Origin of the sequence: Pseudoalteromonas sp. NZS71_1, assembly GCF_015864305.1 — a bacterium.
Taxonomy (GTDB): domain Bacteria; phylum Pseudomonadota; class Gammaproteobacteria; order Enterobacterales; family Alteromonadaceae; genus Pseudoalteromonas; species Pseudoalteromonas arctica.
The window spans coordinates 1-15,743 of record NZ_JADYXM010000022.1 but is presented as its reverse complement, the minus strand read 5'-3'; the positions used below and the strand labels follow the sequence as shown (position 1 = coordinate 15,743).

The window sequence follows — 15,743 nt, the reverse complement described above, 5'->3', positions numbered from 1 at the left end:
TTTTTACTTAATGTTTTTAGAATAATGAGGTAATTACGTGAATAAACAATCAGGTTTTTCTTTACTAGAAGTGATGGTGGTACTGGTTATCATCGGAATGATTATGTCAATTGTTGCACCTAACATTATGGGTCAGCAAGAAGAGGCTGCTATCGATAAAGCGCATCTAGATATTCAACAATTAGAAGATGCAATGAGCTTATACAAGCTTAAAAATAAGAGCTACCCAAGCACAGAGCAAGGTCTTGAAGCGCTAGTTACTCAAACAAGCATTGAACCGGTTCCAAAACGTTTCCCTGACGGTGGTTTTATTAATGAATTACCAGAAGATCCATGGGGTAATCTATATCAGCTAATTAGCCCAGGTGAAATTGGCAAGTTTGATATTTTTTCTATGGGCCCAGATGGTGAAGTAGGTACTGATGATGATATCGGTAACTGGGACGAAGAAAAACAATAATGCTTAAGTACACTGCTTTGTATGAACATGTTAATTCTAGAGGCTTGCTATGAAAGCAAGCCTTAAGCAGCGCCATGCAAAAAGCAGAGGCTTTAGTTTAATAGAAATTTTAGTGGTATTAGTGATCATCGCTTTTGCTACAAAAATGGTGGTATATAGCTTAGAAGGCGGTGCTGAGGAAGAGTTAGATACTCAAGCATTAAGGCTGCATACCACCATTAACATGGCATCGGAATTTGCCATTTTAAACCAAGTTGAATTGGGCTTATTAGTAGAAGAAAATACGTTAGAGTATTTAGTTTTCGATGGTGAAAAGTGGATTACCTTTGACCGTGAAGATCTTTTTAAACCAATAGAGTTAGATGAAAGATTAAAGCTCACGCTTAACTTAGAAGATTTAGCGTGGGCGCAAGATAACCTCTTAGAGCAATCTAACTGGCGCGAGCTTATGAGTGGCGGCGATGAAGACAGCTTACTTGAGCTTAAAAAGTTGAAAATCCCACAAGTACTTATTTTGTCATCAGGTGAGGTAAGCGCGTTTCAACTTATATTAGAGTTAAAAGAGCAAAGCGAACCTGTGTATTACATTGAAGGTGAATTTGCTGCACCAGTAAACTTTCGCCGAGAGCCAGAATAATGAAGCGCACTAAAGGGTTTACCTTATTAGAGGTATTAGTGGCATTAAGTATTTGTGCCATGGCGGGTATAGCTGCAATGCAAGCAACAAGCGAGCACATACACCACTTAACGACTATTGAAGAGCAAACCTATGCATCTTGGGTCGCCGAAAACGTTATTATTGAACAGCGTACTAAAGGCGAACAATGGCAAGGTAAAAATAACCTTAAAGGCAGCGAAGTAATGGGCGGTGTTGAATGGTTTTGGCAGCAAGAAGTAACAGCCACTGCTGACAAAAGCTTTGTTAAGTTAACCATAAATGTTTTTACGGATGAAAAATATGAGCATTCGGCATATGAGTTATCAACGTATCTCAATAAAGGCAAAAAGTAAGTGAAGCAGCGTGGGTTTACATTACTTGAAGTTATGGTAGCACTGGGTATTTTAGCTTTTGTTATTATTGCTACTCATCAAATACTCGAGACGACAACAAGAGCAAAAGATGCCTCCGATGAAAAAATTGCTGAGTTAAATGGGTTGCAAACAACATTTAGGTTAATGGATCAAGATTTTAGCCAAATGACTAAACGTGCAGTACGAAACGAATCTGGTGATGTTCAAGAACAATACTTACTTGCTGGTCGTTACGTTTTAGAAAGCCAATACGATGGTATCGCGTTTGTACGAGATGGCTGGATAAATCCAATTAATTTATTGCCACGTTCAGAACTACAAGCCGTTGGTTATAGAGTGATAGACGATAACCTTGAGCGTGTTTATCGGGTTTATGTTGATCAGCTTGATAATATGGAGCCGCGAGTTCAACGTGTACTAGAAAATGTTGAAGAGCTTAAGTTTGAGTTTTTGGATGATAAAAACGAATGGCAGGAACAGTGGGAAATTAAAGCTCTCCCTAAAGCGGTTGCTGTTACTTTGCAACAAATAGAAGCAGAGCCAATTCGTCGTGTATTTTTAGTTCCTGGGCAAGGCAAAGTTGTTGCTACACAAAGTACGGATGTGAATAATGGTTAAGCAGCAATCATCGCGCGGCGCAGCACTTGTTATTGTTTTGTTTATTGTGGCATTAGCGGCTATTTTAGCAGTAGAAATGAGTGCTAATTTAATGGTTCAAGTGCAAAAAAGCACTAATTTGCAAGGTCACCAGCAAGCTAAATGGTATGCCTACGGTGCAGAAGAGCTTGCTATTAAAGGGCTAATACAAAGTAAAAAAGATGATGCTGATAAAACAACACTTGATCAAGTTTGGGCAACTCAAGGGGATGCTTCATACCCTGTTGATAACGGCACGTTAAGTGGCAAAATTACTGATTTACAAGCATGTCTAAATTTAAATGCTTTAGCCATAGCGCCAGAAGAAAATAGCGCAAGTAAAACAAACCCTGCACATAAAGCACTATTTGCATTACTTGAAAACATTGAAGATTTACCTGCTGATGAATCAGAAGAGACAATGGCAGATAGCGTATTTGATTGGCTTGACGAGGACAGTATTACATATCGCTCAGGCGCAGAAGAAGACGAGTATTTATCACGAGATTTTCCGTATATGACAGCCAATAGTTTATTTGCATCAACATCGGAATTACGCTTGGTTAAGGGCTTCAACCCATTAGTGATGGAAAAAGTACTGCCATATGTATGTGTAATACCAGGCAGTACGCTTTTATCTATTAACGTAAATACATTAATCCCAGAGCAAGCACTTATACTCAGTGCCTTAATAGAAAGCTTGAGCTTATCTGGTGCAGAGGCTGTGATAGGTGCAAGACCGCAAACTGGCTTTGACACCATTGATGAATTTTTTGAACAGGTGAAGCAACAAGGCGGTACTAATACCGACTCAGTCAAAAGTTTATTTAGTATTAAAAGCGAATATTTTAAATTACAAACGCAGGCAAATTTTGTCGACCTGCGTTTTTCGATGACCACATTACTGCACGCTAAAGACGGTGACGTAACGATACTGGCGCGAAAATTTGGAGGCGTACAGTGACAGAAATACTGTTGATCCGCACGGGTCAAACCGAGCAAGAATTGCTTAATTGGTTAATTTACTCACCACAAGAACAAGAAATAATAGCCAGTGGCGAGTTACCAAATGCAGAGCATTTAAGTGAGCTAAGCGAAAAAGCACTTACCCGAGAAGTTGTTGTGTTGTTACCAAGTGATCAAGTGCAATTAAAAACGGTCGCTTTGCCAACAAAATGGAATCGCAAGCTTGAGCAAGCATTGCCATACATGCTGGAGGAAGATATAGCATGTGACGTAGATGAACTGTTTATAGCAGTAGCGCAGCCGACAATGCTTGGTGAGCAACATGCAATTCGTGTAGCAATGACAGACCGTGAATGGTTTGAACAATGGCTCGCATTATTTGTAGAGCATAATCTATCAGTATACAGAATATTACCCGATGCTTTGTTGTTACCGCTTGCAGATGATGGCGCAGTTACCGCTATCGAGCTCAATAACCAATGGTTATTTAAGCAGGGGCAATGGCATATAGGTGCGGTTGAATCTAGTTGGTTAAATGGCTACTTAACAGCCATGGGTAATCCTGATATTAAGCATTTTAGCCCAGCTAGTCAGTTTCCAGAAAGCGTTAACTTACAAGCGCAAACGAGTGAGTACGACTTACCTCTAGCATTATTTGCAAAGCAGTTAGATAGCGTTAACTTTAACTTACGCCAAGGTATGTATCAGCTTAAAAAACAAAGCGCTTTATGGTGGGGTTACTGGAAAGGCGCCGCAATTATAGCAAGTGTTGCATTGGTTTCTACGATTACAATAAAAGCTATTGAGTTACACCAACTTAATACACAAGTAGAAGTAGCTAAAGCTCAAGTAGTCGACAGATACCAAAAAGCATTCCCAGGAACTAAAGTTCGCCCCAATCTAATTAAAAGCCAAATTAAAGGCGCGTTAGATAAAGTGCAAGGCTCAAGTGAGTCGGGCTTTTTAGACTTAACGACTAATTTGGTTGATGTATTTTCGCAAGTTAGCGAATTTACACCTGAAACACTTCGTTATGACAAACGTCGCAATGAGCTGCGCATTCGTGCACGTGCTAAAGACTTCCAAACCTTTGGTAAAGTAAAAATCATACTTGAAAAACAAGGTTTAACTGTTGAGCAAGGGTCTTTAAATAACGACGGTGATTATGTCGTTGGTGAAATTAAACTGCGAGGTGCAGTATGAAAAAGCAGTTAATGCAACAATGGCGCTCGCTTAAAGAGCAAGAACAACAATTGGTAATGGTCGCTGGTGGCGTGTTTATTATTTTTGTTTTAGTAATGGGAATATTTAGACCATTAAATAATGCGATAGAAAAGGCACAGCAATCTCAAATTAAACAACAAGAGCTATTAGCTTGGGTTGATGACAGTATTGTTAAGCTAAAGGCTGCGGGTAACACCAGTGTTGCTAGCAATGCAAACTTAAGCCAAATTGTTAATTCTACACGTGGGCGCCATCAAATAAGTATTAGTAAAATGCAGCCAAGTAGTGATTCGCTACGTTTGACGCTCGACTCTGTAGAATTTAATCAGTTAATAGAATGGCTAGATGAGCTAGTAAATCAGCATGGTTTAAAAATTGAAAACTTAGATTTGAGCCGCGATGATAAATCAGGCTATGTGCGTGTAAGCCGTTTAGTATTAGAGAATTAATTAATGAAAAAAATAATAACGTTATCGGCTGTCTTTTTAATTAGTTTTATTGTGTTTTGTATTATTAAATTACCAGCACATATTGCACTAGATATAGCAAAACCGTACTTTCCAAAGCAATTAGAAGTAGGCCAAACTGTAGGCACTGTTTGGCAAGGTCAAATGATGCAAGTTCGTTTTGATGGTGAACAGTTAAATAATGTGCGTTGGGACATTGCTGGCTGGAAGTTATTTACAGGCAAGCTAAATGCGAATGTGAAGTTTGGTAATGCACGAGAGCGTAGTGATATCTCGGGTTATGCTGATGTAAGTTATGGGCTTTTTAATCAAGAAGTTAAAGTGACTGACGGCCTAGTGCGCTCAACAGTAGAGCGTGCAATGCAGCGCGTGCAGCTTCCCCTACCTGTAACCGCTAAAGGGCGTGTAATTTTAGAACTTGATGAATACAGCTCAGGTGCACCTTATTGTGATTCACTAAAAGGTGAAATAGCGAGCCCTAATATTGACGTGCAAGGCTTAAACGGGTGGTTTAATATTGGCCCTCTGGCTGGTAAGTTAAGCTGTAAGTCGGGCGATATTGCTATATTAATTGACCCAGATAATACGCTTGGCCTTGAGGCAGATGCTACACTTAAAGCTAATTTCGACTTTAGTGTGGCAGGTTATGTAAAACCAGATGCTAGCTTACCTAAAGATGTACATGATGCGGTTAAATTTTTAGGCCGACCAGATAGCCAAGGTCGTTACCCGCTCAACTTTTAATGTTTGAATATAAAGAGTTTTAATGCAAATACCCCAATTTACTGAGCTGCACGCAAAGCAGCTCAGCACATTTTTAAATACCCAATCTCAAGCAATGACCCTTCAACAAAGCCAAGGCTATTTATTTGGCGTTATTTGTTCGCCCAATCCATTAGATGTGCATGAGTGGCTTGAGCAGATATTGCCAAATACAGCTAATGATTTAGATGAAGAAGTACTTTTCTTGTTTATGGCGCTATATCATAAAATTAGTGAGCAAGTATTTGAAACTGGATACAAATTACCTAACACATTTGATGCTGAATTTTGTAAGTCATGGAGTAAAGGTTTCTTAGTTGCAACCAAAGCTTACGCAGAGCCTTTGTTAAATGCACCGCAATTAGACACTGACTTTAAACAAGCATTAGAAAGTGCGTTAAGTACATTAAGCTTTTTTGCACTCGACCAGCTAGCAATAGCTCAGATTGCCAAACAAAATAACATGACTATAGAAGCCTTGTGTCAGTACCAATATGAATCAATGGGTGACTTTGCATTAGGGTTTGCTGAACTAATTGAAGTGGTCGCAATTAATAGCGGTTTGATAACCGACGAGAGTTGGGAAGAGTAATTATTAATACCAGGCGCTTAGTTTAATCTAAGTGCCTAGCTCTAATATAATATCCGTACAGCCTTGTTTGCACTTTACTACGCCTTTACCAGGTTCACTGGTGGCTAAATTAAGTGTTAAAACCCCATTACACTTCTCACACTTTAACGTTTTGCCTTGTGCTAATTGCTTGAGCATATTGCGTTGTTTATGAAATGAGTCGCTTGCTTTTTTATTTAATCCTGAAAAATCCACTACTTTGCTCGCTTTTGCTCTAATGCTTCAGTCACTATTTTACATACTGTATTTAAACGATCGCCATAAAAATAAAGGTTTAAGTCACGTTCACGACAATAACGTAGGTGAAATAACTGAACAGAGTCATCTGTTGTAAACGTTTTTTCTACGTACTCACCCTCAGATTCAGACAATTTAAGTTGAGTGCTGATTCTATTTTTAGCCATATTTGCAGCAGGGCTTCTGTTAACCTTACTTGCATCACTTAAAAAACCAATGCCTTCACCTAATAACCTTTCGCGAGGTTCTTTTATAAGCGGATGATCGATTGTAAAAAAGGCAAGGATCACAACTACCAAAATAATAAATTTTTTCATGGATACGTAAACCTTGATCTAAGTAGGGTTGAATTACCATGCAGTGTAATAAACTGCATTTTAAAAGCAAGTAACTGGGATGAATAAATTATTAGCGATCTATGCCAGTAATTTTAACCAACATTGTTATAATGGTTAACAGCAGTCAGATATTTCTGAAATATCTGAAAGTATTCGAGAAGGCAATTTATTAAAGTAAATCTGCCTAGCAAGTAACTTGCTAGCTTTAAGTATAGAGTACTTGAGTATTGCTGGATTTTTATTTCCAAGCGGCGTTGAGGAACTTCGATGGACAAGCAAATTAAAGTAAAGAATATCCCTGTAGAGGTGAAAATCCAAAAACCGGATTTAAGCCGTCAAGATGATAGGTTCAATCCCCGAAATCGTATTTATGTGCGTGCCGTAAAAGGCCTACATCAATTACTTAGGCAGCGCATTGGCTTTTTAGGCCTACTTGCGTTTATGTTACTTCCTTGGATTAATTTTAACGGCCAGCAAGCAGTGCTGTTTGATCTAATTGGTCAAAAATACAATATTTTTGGTTTAACGCTATGGCCTCAAGATTTTACCATATTAGCGTTTATTTTTATGCTGGCAGCATTTGCGCTGTTTTTAGTGACCACCTTCTATGGACGGGTGTGGTGTGGCTACACATGTCCGCAAACTGTTTGGACCTTTATTTTTATTTGGTTTGAAGAAAAGCTTGAAGGCACGGCTAATCAGCGTAAAAAACTCGATCAAAGACCCATGAATTTTGATAAGTTTTGGCGTAAAACGGCAAAGCATACTAGTTGGGTATTGTTTTCGTTATATACCGCTATTTCTTTTGTGGGTTACTTTACGCCAATCAGAGAGTTACTTCCTGATTTTGTAACGTTTAACGTGGGTGGTTATGCACTAGTCAGTATTATTTTCTTTGCTGCGTGTACCTATGCTAATGCCGGTTGGATGCGAGAAATTATGTGTTTACACATTTGCCCTTACTCTCGTTTTCAATCAGCTATGTTTGATAAAGATACATACACCGTAACGTACGACGAAAGCCGTGGTGAAAGCCGTGGTCCTCGTTCACGTAAAGTAGATCATGAAGATTTAGAGCTAGGCGACTGTATCGACTGTAACCTGTGTGTTCAAGTGTGCCCAACAGGTATTGATATTAGAAATGGGCTGCAAGCTGAGTGTATTAACTGTGGTGCATGTATTGATGCGTGTGATGGCGTAATGGATAAAATGGAATACCCGCGTGGACTTATTTCATATACGACAGAGCGAAACCTCGAAACCCCAGAAAATAAAACGAATCCGCTACGAGCTAAAATCATTGGTTACACGGTCATACTTGTTGTGCTTACGGGAGCACTTGTAGCTAATATAGCGCTGCGTAAAACAATGGACTTTGATATCATTCGTGATCGAAACCAATTATATCGTGTCGATTTTGATGGTTTAGTGGAGAACACCTATACATTAAAGGTAATTAATAAAGCGCAGTACGAGCAAACCTTTAATATTAAAGTGCAAGGGTTAGATAACTTTAAGTATATTGGTAAGCAGTCATTTACTGTGCAGGCAGGGCAATCTCATAATGTGCCATTGTCGCTTGTAATGGACCCTTATGATTTGAAGGTGTCGATGACTGAGTTTAACTTTGTGCTTTCACCGGTAGATGAGCCGGATGAGACAATATCGCAGTCGAGTAACTTTTTTAAAGCGCGATAATCACAACCGACCTTAAATAGGTAAGTTGATATAGCAATTAACAAAAGCGGGTATATAACCCGCTTTTTATTTTATATAAGAAGAGTATGAGTAAATTTAGTTTTATTGACTTAACACCTGACCTAATACTCGATGCAATAGAAAGCGTAGGTGTGTACGCCGAATCTGGTTTGTTGGCACTCAATAGCTATGAAAACAGGGTGTACCAATTTAAAGCCGATGATGGCCTGCGTTACGTAGTGAAGTTTTATCGCCCAGAGCGCTGGAGTAAAGAGCAAATTCAAGAAGAGCATGACTTTGCATTTGAACTGGCAGAAGCGGAAGTGCCTGTTGTTGCCCCTATTTTATATAATGGGCAAAGCTTGTTTGAACACGAAGGTTATTTGTTTGTGTTGTTTCCAAGTGTCGGCGGGCGTTTATTTGAAGTTGATAACTTAGATCAGCTTGATGTAATGGGCCGTTTAATTGGCCGTATGCACCAAGTAGCTAAAACAAAGCCTTTTACTTATAGGCCAACAGTTACTTGCGAGGAGTATTTACATACAGCCAAAGTTCATCTTCAAAAAAGTAACTTAGTGCCTATGGGAATAAATACTGCCTTTTATACTATTTTAGATTTAGTGATAGAGCAGGCGCAAAAACAGTATAAAGATGTGCAAAGTATTCGCTTACATGGTGACTGCCACGTTGGTAATATTTTGTGGGCAGGTGATGCGCTCATGTTTGTTGATTTAGATGACAGCCGCCAAGGTCCTGCAATCCAAGATTTATGGATGATGCTCAGTGGCGATAGAGCGACGCAACTGTTACAGTTAGACACCCTTGTGAGTGCGTATGAAGAGTTTTGTGATTTTGATCACTCTCAACTCAAATTAATTGAACCGCTGCGAGCGATGCGTATTATCCATTATATGGGATGGGTAGCTAAACGATGGAGCGATCCTGCCTTTGTGCGGAACTTTACATGGTTTGCTGATGACAAATACTGGGAGCAACAAATTTTAGCACTGAAGGAGCAACTTGCAGCACTGCAAGAAGCACCGTTAAAGTTATTGCCGTAATATTTTATTTAAAGACAAGTACAACGAGATACAAATGCTTAAAAAATTAAAACTGAGTTTATTACTTTTATGTTTACCATTTGCAGCACTTGCTGCACAGTTTGAAGTTGATAATCAATACACTGTTATTGATGTAGACAAAAGTACATCACCACAAGTAACCGAGTTTTTCTCATTTTACTGTCCACATTGTTTTAAGTTTGAACCAGTAGCAAAAGCAATTGAACAAGGCTTGCCAGAAGGCGCGGAGTTTATTAAAAACCACGTGAACTTTTTAGGTGGCGTGTCGCCACAAGCACAAAGTAATTTAAGCTTTGCCTACTTAATTGCTAAGCAGCATGGTCAGGCGCAGAGTATTAGCGATCAAATTTTTAAAAGTATTCATGTTCAGCGTGCTCCTTTAACTGAAATGAAAGACGTTAAAAAATTACTTGAAGTAAACGGTATTGATAGCGCAACGTTTGATCAAGAAATTGCAAGCATGCCAGTTATTTCGGCTGAGCAAGCAATGCAAAACAAACAAAATAAATATTCAAAATTAGGCGCACTTACAGGTGTACCTACTTTTATTGTTAACGATAAATATAAAATAAACCTCAACACCATCAAAAATCAAAAAGAACTTGATGAGTTAGTAGCGTTTTTATTAGCACTATAAATTTCGGAGCATAATAATGATTAAATTAGTTAAAGCAGGTTTGCTTGCAGTACTACTTCCTATGGCGGCAACAAGCTTTGCAGCAACGTATGAAGAAGGCGTGCATTACGACGTTGTTTCTGAGCGCGCAACTAAAAAGCCAGAAATTAAAGAGTTTTTCTCATTTTACTGCCCTGCATGTAATAACATGGAAGCACTAATTGGTGAGTTTAAGCCTAAGCTTGATAAAAACGTTAAATTTAAAAAGAGCCATGTTGATTTTGTAGGTGTACGCGACCCAGAAAACCAACAGATGATGAGCCAAGCACTCGCTACTGCAGAAGTGCTTCCGCAAAAAGATAAAATTGTCTCTGCAATCTTTAATCATATTCATACAAAGCGCGCTAGTTTTAATGAGCTTGCAGATGTAAAAGATATATTTGTAGCGCAGGGCGTTGATGGCGATAAGTTTGATAAGCTGTTTAAAAGCTTCTCGGTACGTACGCTGAGCTCTAAAATGAAACGCGATCAAGACTACTTTAAAGAAAAAGGCGCACTACGTGGCGTACCTACATTTATTGTAAATGGTAAGTATAAATTAAACCTAGGTCGTGAGTCGGGTATTACTGAACCAGAAGATATTAGCAAACTGATTAATTACTTAGCTAACAAGTAAGTTTAGCTAAAACTAAAAAAGCTCCTTAAGGAGCTTTTTTGCTTTATAAGGATATAGCGATGGAAAAAATATTAGTATCGAGTTGTTTGCTAGGGCAGCCTGTTCGCTACGATGGTAGAGGACACGCAATTTTGCATCCACAGCTTAATTTGTGGCAAAAACAAAATAGATTAATTGTGTTTTGTCCTGAGGTCGCTGGTGGGCTTCCTACTCCTAGAGCTCCTGCTGAAATAATACAGGGGAGTGTAGTTACTAATTTAGGAGAAGATGTAACAGAACAGTTTCAAACTGGAGCTAATATAGCGCTAGAACTCTGTAAAAAGAATCAAGTTCGTTTTGCTCTACTTAAAGAATCGAGCCCTTCTTGCGGACGAAATACAATATATGATGGAAAGCATCGCGGAGTAAAAATCGAAGGGCTAGGTTTAACTACAGCATTATTAATAAAAAATGGTATTCAAGTATTTAGCGAAGAGCAAATACCAGCACTTATAAAAGTACTGGCACTTTAATTTTGGCTGGTTATTTGCGCTGCAAGAAAACACCCGACTCAATGTGATGTGTATATGGGAACTGATCAAATATAGCAAAGCGCTTAACGTTGTGCGTACGTGTTAGGTGATCAAGGTCACGCTCAAGGGTTTCAGGATTACACGATATATAAATTATGCTTTCGTAGTTAGCCACTAAGTCACACGTTAATTCATCCATGCCCGCGCGCGGAGGATCAACTAATATGGTTTGGCAGTCATAGCTTTTAAGGTCAATACCGTCTAAACGAGAGAAAGTACGCTCGCCATTCATTGCTTGAGTAAACTCTTCACTCGACATACGAATAATATCTAAGTTCTCTACGTTATTTTTAGCAATATTGTATTGAGCAGAATGAACAGATGATTTTGATATTTCTGTTGCTAATACTTTATTAAAACAGCCCGCTAACGCAATTGAAAAGTTACCGTTACCGCAATACAGTTCTAATAAATCATTTTTAAGTGGTTTACATAAATCTTGCGCCCACTCCAGCATATTAATATTTACTTTTGCATTAGGCTGAGTAAAGCTATTTTCTACTTGTTGATAAATAAGCTCTTGACCATTAACTGTTAAACGCTCAGTTACAAAGTCATCACCCAGCACTTCTTTTTGTTTGCGAGCTCGGCCTATAAAGTCAATTTTGTATTTACTGCTTAGTTTTTCTTTAAGCGCTTTAATTTCACTTAACCATTCATCATCAAGTGGTTTGTGATAAAGCAAGCTTACTAAAATTTCACCGCTTAGCGTGGATAGGTAATCGATTTGAAATAACTTACGACGTAATATTTCACAAGGCTTAAGATGCTCAATCATCACCTGCATTATTTCACCAACTAGAGGCGCTGCTGGATCAAATGTATCAACACGGATTTTTTCTTTTGTTTGTTGATCAAACATAATGTGAAACAGATCGTCACCGTCGTGCCATACTCTAAATTCAGCACGTTGGCGGTAGTTAGTTGGCTCTGAGCTAAATACTTCTAGTTGCTCCACACCAAAACGTTGGAACTGTGCACTAATACGCTGCTCTTTTTCACTTAACTGCGTTTGGTACTGTGTGGTATCTATTTTAATAACTGCCATTAACGCTACTACCTTATCTAAGATCTGTTTATCGGCGCTATTGTAGGGAGCGCTGCGTATTTGTCTAGTTTTGGCTAGCATTTATGCTGTTTTATTGAACATTGTACTTTAGTTTTTATTGTTATAGCCGATAATAAACTACGCACGCTTAGGAGACGAATCATGAAAATAGGTAATTATGGCTTTACGCCAAACAACAACATCAATAAATTCAATAATAAAGCTGATATACAGCAACCTACAATTACGTCTCCTCAAGATAGCTATCAACAACGAGGCCGAGAGTTGGCCGCAAAGGTGCTTGGCGATAAAATGGCTGAGCAGCTTGGATTGCCTATCGCAGAAAAAAAAGCAGATAAACCACTATTTGATTTTGATGAAATAGTAAAAAACGTACTCGATTTTGTGAGTAGTGCTGTTAATAAAGCAAAAGCTAATGGCGCTGATGACGAAAAGCTCAAAGATATGTTAGGCGACGCGCGCAAAGGAGTCCAAATAGGGATTGACGACGCTGTTGATGAACTCAAAGGTACAGGTGTATTTAATGATGACATGGAAGAGGGGATTAATAAGTCCAAAGAGGGAATTTACAATGGGCTCGATAAGTTTGAAGAGTCGTTATTTAACCCACAACCTGCCAGCGTAAATATAAGCCAGGCTCAATATGTCAGTATGACGAGTAATGCAGAGTATAAATTTACCACCGCAGAGGGTGACGAGGTAAGTATTAGCTTTGCAGATGCATTTGAATCTCAATCGGCAAGTGGCTATCAGCAAAACAGTAATAGCGAGTCGTTTGCAAGCTCATCATCGCAATCTCGACAGGTATCATTTTCGATGTCGGTTAATGGTGACTTAAATGAGCAAGAGCAAGAAGCTATTAATGCAATGATGGAAGACTTACAAGATTTAAGTAAAACCTTTTTTGGTGGTGATTTAGATGAAGCATTTGAACAAGCGCAAGAGCTGAGTTTAGACAGCGATCAGCTGGTGGCTTTTTCTATGGATTTACGCCAAACAAAAACAATAGCAACAGTTAAAAGCTATGAAGAATATAAACCAGCACCAGAAAAACAAGTAGCGGAGGGTTTAGCTCCTTTTAATGATGACCTTAAAAATGCTTTTGAAAAAGCGGGTGAGCTTGGATTACAAAATCAGCTAGCTGGCATTCTCCAATGGTTAAATCAAGATCAGGAACAAATAGATAAGTTAGTAGATTACACAAAGTCTATGTTCGAAAACCTTAATCAGTTAAATTCGGCAGCCGACGAGCTTGCTGATTTAGAAACCACGCAAAGTTAAACTACTTTCTTTTATAAATACCTCATGGCAAACTGCCGTTCTTAAAGTAAAGTGGGAACGGTAGTTTGTCAGCGCATATAATGGTCTTTGATTCAGGTATTGGTGGAACTACTGTACTTGAGCATATAAAGCAAAGTATCCCCAATGCTCAGTACAGTTATTTTATGGATAATGCATTACTACCTTATGGTGCTCAATCCCAAAAAACAATCATTAACCGATTATGCTCACTTATTCATTTCATCAAAGCTAATACGCTTAATGTTGATTTAATTGTAATAGCGTGTAATACCGCTTCTACATCTGCACTTAGTGCTGTTCGCCAAATGACAGATATTCCTATAGTAGGTGTTGTGCCAGCAATAAAGCCTGCGGCAGAGTTAACACGTTCAAATCATATTGGCTTATTAGCCACACCGGCAACGGTCGCCAGTTCATACACTAAAACATTAATTACTGAGCATGCACGTAATGTAACCGTTAATCTATATAGCAGTGTGGAGTTAGTAACTTTAGCTGAGCAATACTTTTTTACAGAGTCTTTGGATACAAACAAGTTGCATCAAGTGCTTGATGACCTACATATAGATAAAACTATAGATGTACTTGTATTAGGATGTACGCACTTTCCAATATTAGCAGAGCCTATTAGTCAGTATTTTGAAGGGAATGTAAAATTACTTGATTCAGGTGTAGCGATAGCAAACAGAGTCAACTACCTACTTAACCAACTTAACTTGTGTGTGAATAAACTAACAGACATAAAAAAGCCGCTGCAATATTATGCAACGGCTGATGTGTTTAGCAATAAGCTAGCGGTAAAGCTAGTTACACTGACTGATCCGTCTCAGTACGTAGAGCATTAGAATCATCTTCTTGTTTTTGTTTTGCTTCACGTACCTTTAAAGTACGTTGTTGGAACTCGCTATCGTTCAAGTTAGCAATTGCATTGTCTGCATCAGCTTGCGCCATTTCAACAAAACCAAAGCCACGACGCTTGCCAGTATTCTTATCCTTTAATAAACGAACATTGAATACTTTGCCTTGTTCTTCAAATAATGCACGAACCACACCTTCGTTTGCACGATAAGGAAGGTTACCAACATAAAGCGTTTTTGTTTTAACTTCAGCTTCTTCAGTCACATCAGATGATATTGCAGCAATAGCAATTGCACCTATTAATAAACCAGCACCAAATAGTAATGCAGGGTTTAAAGCTAAGCCGCCTAAAGCAAACTCAACAACAACAAAACCAACTACAGCAAGAATAACAGAGAAGATAAAAGATTTTTGATCGGGTAATTTCATTTTAGATCTACCAATAAACAGGAAATAAACATTAATTTAACATTGTGAACTTGCTATCTTAACGTCTAAATCAAACATAGCAATGATATTTGTATTAAATTATAAATAAGAGCACAAAAAAGCATCACCTTAGGCGGGGTTTCATATAGTTTTACGTAGTTTTGTTCTATTTTTGTTCGAACAGTAAAAAGATCTAAAAAAAGGGTTGATCTGTTTTCGGATCTCCCTATAATGCGACCCCACTGAGACGGGAAACGCCAACGCATAGCGAGGCACGAACAACTCAGAGAGTTAAATAAAACTTCGGTTTTAAATCTTCCAAAAGAAAGTTTAAAACTAAGTGTTGACTCAAAAAATAAAGGGTGTATTATTCGCATCCCTTGAGACGCTAAAGCGACTCAAAACGTTCTTTAACAATATAAAGCAATCAGCTGTGTGGGCACTCGTACAGATTGAGTTCTAACAGCCAAGCTACTTCGTTCTTTATTGAGCAAGTAACGAGGCAAACAAATTAGAGTCTCAATTGAAAACTGAGTGACCAACAGAAGTAACTTATTTATAAGTTGCTTCGGCACAGTCAATTCAATATCGAAAGATATTAAAATAAATTCAGAATTCATTGAGCTGTCGAAAGACATAAAACTTTTTAATTGAAGAGTTTGATCATGGCTCAGATTGAACGCTGGCG

Annotated in this window: 21 protein-coding genes; 16 read left to right on the top strand and 5 right to left on the bottom strand. The window is 38.5% G+C overall.

The window, feature by feature from the left end; translation table 11 throughout:
- The first annotated feature begins 37 nt into the window (after positions 1 to 37).
- The 9 genes from gspG to I6F43_RS19390 are packed head-to-tail and all read left to right on the top strand — an operon-like array spanning position 38 to position 6,139.
- Positions 38 to 460, top strand: coding sequence for a type II secretion system major pseudopilin GspG (gspG, locus tag I6F43_RS19430; RefSeq protein ID WP_007586585.1), 423 nt, complete (start codon positions 38 to 40; stop codon positions 458 to 460).
- A gap of 49 nt (positions 461 to 509) precedes the next feature.
- Positions 510 to 1,097, top strand: a complete 588-nt coding sequence (locus I6F43_RS19425) for a pilus assembly FimT family protein (protein ID WP_010555414.1) — start codon at positions 510 to 512, stop codon at positions 1,095 to 1,097.
- A complete protein-coding gene (gene gspI / locus I6F43_RS19420; protein WP_002962039.1) occupies positions 1,097 to 1,471 on the top strand; it encodes a type II secretion system minor pseudopilin GspI in 375 nt (124 codons plus the stop codon). Before I6F43_RS19425 ends, gspI begins: the two co-directional genes overlap by 1 nt.
- On the top strand, positions 1,472 to 2,110 hold the full coding sequence (gene gspJ, locus I6F43_RS19415) for a type II secretion system minor pseudopilin GspJ (RefSeq protein ID WP_010555413.1): 639 nt from the start codon (positions 1,472 to 1,474) through the stop codon (positions 2,108 to 2,110).
- Positions 2,103 to 3,092 (top strand): type II secretion system minor pseudopilin GspK, encoded by a 990-nt coding sequence (gene gspK / locus I6F43_RS19410; RefSeq protein WP_007586581.1) that lies wholly within the window; start codon positions 2,103 to 2,105, stop codon positions 3,090 to 3,092. The genes gspJ and gspK overlap by 8 nt, the downstream gene beginning before the upstream one ends.
- Complete coding sequence (gspL, locus tag I6F43_RS19405) at positions 3,089 to 4,297, top strand: type II secretion system protein GspL (protein WP_024591438.1); 1,209 nt, start codon at positions 3,089 to 3,091, stop codon at positions 4,295 to 4,297. Before gspK ends, gspL begins: the two co-directional genes overlap by 4 nt.
- Positions 4,294 to 4,767, top strand: coding sequence for a type II secretion system protein GspM (gspM, locus tag I6F43_RS19400; protein ID WP_010555411.1), 474 nt, complete (start codon positions 4,294 to 4,296; stop codon positions 4,765 to 4,767). Before gspL ends, gspM begins: the two co-directional genes overlap by 4 nt.
- Positions 4,768 to 4,770: 3 nt before the next feature.
- Positions 4,771 to 5,529 (top strand): type II secretion system protein N, encoded by a 759-nt coding sequence (locus I6F43_RS19395; RefSeq protein WP_007586576.1) that lies wholly within the window; start codon positions 4,771 to 4,773, stop codon positions 5,527 to 5,529.
- 22 nt (positions 5,530 to 5,551) lie between these two features.
- Positions 5,552 to 6,139: a UPF0149 family protein gene (locus I6F43_RS19390; RefSeq protein ID WP_007586574.1), complete on the top strand. Its 588-nt coding sequence runs from the start codon at positions 5,552 to 5,554 to the stop codon at positions 6,137 to 6,139.
- Positions 6,140 to 6,166: 27 nt separating this feature from the next.
- Here the strand turns inward: I6F43_RS19390 and I6F43_RS19385 are convergent, their stop codons facing one another.
- Both I6F43_RS19385 and I6F43_RS19380 read right to left on the bottom strand, forming a co-directional pair.
- On the bottom strand, positions 6,167 to 6,373 hold the full coding sequence (locus tag I6F43_RS19385) for a hypothetical protein (protein ID WP_007586570.1): 207 nt from the start codon (positions 6,371 to 6,373) through the stop codon (positions 6,167 to 6,169).
- Positions 6,373 to 6,732 carry a hypothetical protein gene (locus I6F43_RS19380; RefSeq protein WP_007586569.1) on the bottom strand — a complete coding sequence of 120 codons (360 nt, stop codon included), beginning with the start codon at positions 6,730 to 6,732 and terminating at the stop codon, positions 6,373 to 6,375. The genes I6F43_RS19385 and I6F43_RS19380 overlap by 1 nt, the downstream gene beginning before the upstream one ends.
- A 288-nt stretch (positions 6,733 to 7,020) precedes the next feature.
- Here I6F43_RS19380 and ccoG point away from each other — a divergent pair, with 288 nt between their 5' ends.
- The 5 genes from ccoG (at position 7,021) to I6F43_RS19355 (ending at position 11,337) form a co-directional block, all read left to right on the top strand.
- The gene (gene ccoG, locus I6F43_RS19375; RefSeq protein WP_197103651.1) at positions 7,021 to 8,451 is read left to right on the top strand and encodes a cytochrome c oxidase accessory protein CcoG; all 1,431 of its coding nucleotides are present in this window, start codon (positions 7,021 to 7,023) and stop codon (positions 8,449 to 8,451) included.
- An 86-nt stretch (positions 8,452 to 8,537) separates the two neighbouring features.
- Positions 8,538 to 9,512, top strand: a complete 975-nt coding sequence (locus I6F43_RS19370) for a serine/threonine protein kinase (protein WP_010555410.1) — start codon at positions 8,538 to 8,540, stop codon at positions 9,510 to 9,512.
- 34 nt (positions 9,513 to 9,546) lie between these two features.
- Positions 9,547 to 10,170 (top strand): thiol:disulfide interchange protein DsbA/DsbL, encoded by a 624-nt coding sequence (locus I6F43_RS19365; protein ID WP_007586563.1) that lies wholly within the window; start codon positions 9,547 to 9,549, stop codon positions 10,168 to 10,170.
- Positions 10,171 to 10,186: 16 nt separating this feature from the next.
- The gene (locus I6F43_RS19360) at positions 10,187 to 10,825 is read left to right on the top strand and encodes a thiol:disulfide interchange protein DsbA/DsbL (protein WP_010555409.1); all 639 of its coding nucleotides are present in this window, start codon (positions 10,187 to 10,189) and stop codon (positions 10,823 to 10,825) included.
- Between the two features lie 59 nt (positions 10,826 to 10,884).
- Positions 10,885 to 11,337 carry a DUF523 domain-containing protein gene (locus I6F43_RS19355; RefSeq protein WP_010555408.1) on the top strand — a complete coding sequence of 151 codons (453 nt, stop codon included), beginning with the start codon at positions 10,885 to 10,887 and terminating at the stop codon, positions 11,335 to 11,337.
- Positions 11,338 to 11,347: 10 nt separating this feature from the next.
- Here I6F43_RS19355 and trmA read toward each other — a convergent pair whose 3' ends face one another.
- Positions 11,348 to 12,445: a tRNA (uridine(54)-C5)-methyltransferase TrmA gene (trmA, locus tag I6F43_RS19350; RefSeq protein WP_007582854.1), complete on the bottom strand. Its 1,098-nt coding sequence runs from the start codon at positions 12,443 to 12,445 to the stop codon at positions 11,348 to 11,350.
- A 162-nt stretch (positions 12,446 to 12,607) separates the two neighbouring features.
- On the opposite strand from trmA, the gene I6F43_RS19345 reads away from it, so the two are divergent.
- Together I6F43_RS19345 and murI are read left to right on the top strand one after the other, a co-directional pair.
- On the top strand, positions 12,608 to 13,747 hold the full coding sequence (locus tag I6F43_RS19345) for a DUF5610 domain-containing protein (protein ID WP_169061450.1): 1,140 nt from the start codon (positions 12,608 to 12,610) through the stop codon (positions 13,745 to 13,747).
- A gap of 65 nt (positions 13,748 to 13,812) precedes the next feature.
- Complete coding sequence (murI, locus tag I6F43_RS19340) at positions 13,813 to 14,613, top strand: glutamate racemase (protein WP_121954890.1); 801 nt, start codon at positions 13,813 to 13,815, stop codon at positions 14,611 to 14,613.
- Here the strand turns inward: murI and I6F43_RS19335 are convergent.
- Complete coding sequence (locus I6F43_RS19335; RefSeq protein ID WP_024596401.1) at positions 14,576 to 15,055, bottom strand: RNA recognition motif domain-containing protein; 480 nt, start codon at positions 15,053 to 15,055, stop codon at positions 14,576 to 14,578. The two genes, murI and I6F43_RS19335, sit on opposite strands and share 38 nt — an antisense overlap.
- Before the next feature lie 410 nt (positions 15,056 to 15,465).
- Positions 15,466 to 15,743, bottom strand: a 278-nt coding sequence (locus tag I6F43_RS20200) for a hypothetical protein (protein ID WP_231614114.1), incomplete at its 5' end; no start/stop codon positions are given.

What these genes read in the sequence shown, in the direction of transcription:
- I6F43_RS19425 (WP_010555414.1), top strand. Translation starts at nt 510, where the DNA reads ATGAAAGCAAGCCTTAAGCAGCGCCATGCAAAAAGCAGAGGCTTTAGT.
- gspI (WP_002962039.1), top strand. Translation starts at nt 1,097, where the DNA reads ATGAAGCGCACTAAAGGGTTTACCTTATTAGAGGTATTAGTGGCATTA.
- gspK (WP_007586581.1), top strand. Translation starts at nt 2,103, where the DNA reads ATGGTTAAGCAGCAATCATCGCGCGGCGCAGCACTTGTTATTGTTTTG.
- gspM (WP_010555411.1), top strand. Translation starts at nt 4,294, where the DNA reads ATGAAAAAGCAGTTAATGCAACAATGGCGCTCGCTTAAAGAGCAAGAA.
- I6F43_RS19395 (WP_007586576.1), top strand. Translation starts at nt 4,771, where the DNA reads ATGAAAAAAATAATAACGTTATCGGCTGTCTTTTTAATTAGTTTTATT.
- I6F43_RS19390 (WP_007586574.1), top strand. Translation starts at nt 5,552, where the DNA reads ATGCAAATACCCCAATTTACTGAGCTGCACGCAAAGCAGCTCAGCACA.
- I6F43_RS19380 (WP_007586569.1), bottom strand. Translation starts at nt 6,732, where the DNA reads ATGAAAAAATTTATTATTTTGGTAGTTGTGATCCTTGCCTTTTTTACA.
- ccoG (WP_197103651.1), top strand. Translation starts at nt 7,021, where the DNA reads ATGGACAAGCAAATTAAAGTAAAGAATATCCCTGTAGAGGTGAAAATC.
- I6F43_RS19370 (WP_010555410.1), top strand. Translation starts at nt 8,538, where the DNA reads ATGAGTAAATTTAGTTTTATTGACTTAACACCTGACCTAATACTCGAT.
- I6F43_RS19365 (WP_007586563.1), top strand. Translation starts at nt 9,547, where the DNA reads ATGCTTAAAAAATTAAAACTGAGTTTATTACTTTTATGTTTACCATTT.
- I6F43_RS19360 (WP_010555409.1), top strand. Translation starts at nt 10,187, where the DNA reads ATGATTAAATTAGTTAAAGCAGGTTTGCTTGCAGTACTACTTCCTATG.
- I6F43_RS19355 (WP_010555408.1), top strand. Translation starts at nt 10,885, where the DNA reads ATGGAAAAAATATTAGTATCGAGTTGTTTGCTAGGGCAGCCTGTTCGC.
- trmA (WP_007582854.1), bottom strand. Translation starts at nt 12,445, where the DNA reads ATGGCAGTTATTAAAATAGATACCACACAGTACCAAACGCAGTTAAGT.
- I6F43_RS19345 (WP_169061450.1), top strand. Translation starts at nt 12,608, where the DNA reads ATGAAAATAGGTAATTATGGCTTTACGCCAAACAACAACATCAATAAA.
- I6F43_RS19335 (WP_024596401.1), bottom strand. Translation starts at nt 15,055, where the DNA reads ATGAAATTACCCGATCAAAAATCTTTTATCTTCTCTGTTATTCTTGCT.